Source organism: Streptomyces sp. SID1328, assembly GCF_009865595.1.
Classification (GTDB): domain Bacteria; phylum Actinomycetota; class Actinomycetes; order Streptomycetales; family Streptomycetaceae; genus Streptomyces; species Streptomyces griseoluteus.
This window is the reverse complement of record NZ_WWKH01000471.1, coordinates 1-2,271: the sequence shown is the minus strand read 5'-3', so window position 1 is coordinate 2,271 and position 2,271 is coordinate 1. Positions and strand designations below refer to the sequence as shown.

The 2,271-nt window shown below is 69.6% G+C and carries 2 protein-coding genes; one reads left to right on the top strand and one right to left on the bottom strand.

Features of this window, described 5'->3' with window-relative positions; translation table 11 throughout:
* The coding region (locus GT030_RS14640; protein ID WP_161201488.1) for a DUF1707 domain-containing protein at window positions 1–243 on the bottom strand (243 nt) is incomplete at its 3' end.
* A gap of 200 nt (window positions 244–443) precedes the next feature.
* On the opposite strand from GT030_RS14640, the gene GT030_RS14635 reads away from it, so the two are divergent.
* The gene (locus tag GT030_RS14635; RefSeq protein ID WP_161201487.1) at window positions 444–2,114 is read left to right on the top strand and encodes a fumarate hydratase; all 1,671 of its coding nucleotides are present in this window, start codon (window positions 444–446) and stop codon (window positions 2,112–2,114) included.
* Window positions 2,115–2,271: the final 157 nt, after the last annotated feature.

The window sequence follows — 2,271 nt, the reverse complement described above, 5'->3', positions numbered from 1 at the left end:
CGCGGGCGCCGCCGGGCGCTCGTGCGCGGCCGGCAGGTCGCGTATGAAGACGTCCAGCTCGCCGACGGTCTTGGTGTGCAGCACCCCCTCCACCCGCTCGGCGTGCTCCTCGGCGGTCAGCCGGCCCTCGGCCAGGGCGTCACGGAGGATGTCGGCGACCCGGTCGCGGTCGGCGTCCGAGGCGCGCAGGTCGGCCGGGCGGGGGGCGGTGTCCGCGGGCTGCGCGTGCTTCTGAAGGTCCACGACAGCAGAGTACCGAAACGCGATAGATCGCGACTAGGGCCTGTGGACAACTCCCGGACGACGGTGCCGGACCACCCGTCCGGCACCGCCGGGAAGCAAGTGAGTCCTACCTCACCACAGCACTGTCCGAGCCGGGTTCTACGCTGGACAGGCTCGCCAGCGTCGGCGGGCGCCGTCCGTCGAAGAAGGAATGGGCTGAGATGCCTGAGTTCGCGTACACCGATCTGCTCCCCCAGGGAGAGGACACCACGCCGTACCGGCTGGTGACCTCCGAGGGCGTGTCCACCGTCGAGGGGCCGGACGGGCGGACGTTCCTCAAGGTGGAGCCGGAGGCGCTGCGCAAGCTGGCCGAGGAGGCCATCCACGACATCCAGCACTACCTGCGCCCCGCCCACCTCGCCCAGCTCCGCCGGATCATCGACGACCCGGAGGCGTCCGGCAACGACAAGTTCGTCGCGCTGGACCTGCTGAAGAACGCGAACATCGCGGCGGCCGGCGTGCTGCCCATGTGCCAGGACACCGGCACCGCGATCGTCATGGGCAAGCGCGGCCAGAACGTGCTGACCGAGGGCGGCGACGAGGCGGCGCTGAGCCGCGGCATCTACGACGCCTACCTGAACCTCAACCTGCGCTACTCGCAGATGGCTCCGCTCACCATGTGGGAGGAGAAGAACACCGGCTCCAACCTCCCCGCGCAGATCGAGCTGTACGCGACCGACGGCGGTGCCTACAAGTTCCTCTTCATGGCGAAGGGCGGCGGCTCGGCCAACAAGTCGTTCCTGTACCAGGAGACGAAGGCCGTCCTGAACGAGTCCTCCATGATGAAGTTCCTGGAGGAGAAGATCCGTTCGCTGGGCACGGCCGCCTGCCCGCCGTACCACCTGGCGATCGTGGTCGGCGGCACCAGCGCCGAGTTCGCGCTGAAGACCGCCAAGTACGCCTCCGCGCACTACCTGGACGAGATCCCGGCCGAAGGCTCTGCGCTCGGTCACGGCTTCCGGGACAAGGAGCTGGAGGAGAAGGTCTTCGAGCTGACCCAGAAGATCGGCATCGGCGCGCAGTTCGGCGGCAAGTACTTCTGCCACGACGTGCGCGTGGTGCGCCTGCCCCGGCACGGCGCGTCCTGCCCGGTCGCCATCGCGGTCTCCTGCTCGGCGGACCGCCAGGCCGTCGCCAAGATCACCGCCGAGGGCGTCTTCCTGGAGCAGTTGGAGACGGACCCGGCGCGCTTCCTGCCGGAGACCACCGACGAGCACCTGGACGAGGCCGGGGACGTCGTGAAGATCGACCTGAACCAGCCGATGGACGAGATCCTCGCGGAGCTGACCAAGTACCCGGTCAAGACCCGCCTCTCGCTGACCGGCCCGCTGGTCGTGGCCCGCGACATCGCGCACGCCAAGATCAAGGAGCGGCTGGACGCGGGCGAGGACATGCCGCAGTACCTCAAGGACCACCCGGTGTACTACGCGGGCCCGGCAAAGACCCCCGAGGGCTACGCCTCCGGTTCCTTCGGCCCGACCACGGCCGGGCGGATGGACTCCTACGTGGAGCAGTTCCAGGCGGCCGGCGGCTCCAAGGTGATGCTGGCCAAGGGCAACCGCAGCAAGCAGGTCACCGACGCCTGCGACGCCCACGGCGGCTTCTACCTCGGCTCCATCGGCGGCCCCGCCGCCCGCCTCGCCCAGGACTGCATCAAGAAGGTCGAGGTCCTCGAGTACGAGGAGCTGGGCATGGAGGCCGTCTGGAAGATCGAGGTCGAGGACTTCCCGGCCTTCATCGTGGTCGACGACAAGGGCAACGACTTCTTCCAGGACCCGGCGCCCGCGCCGACGTTCACGTCGATCCCGGTCCGGGGCCCCGGCCTCGCCTGAGGCCCCTCCTGGGGGGCCGATCCGAGTCGGCCCCCAGGGCGTGTCCGCAAAGTAGCGCCGTCTGCCCGGAGGGCAGGGCTCGCGGCGTCTGGTGCGTGCGATCGCAAGGCGGAGGGTCGCCCTCGTACTGGGTGTACGAGGGCGATCCCGACAACGC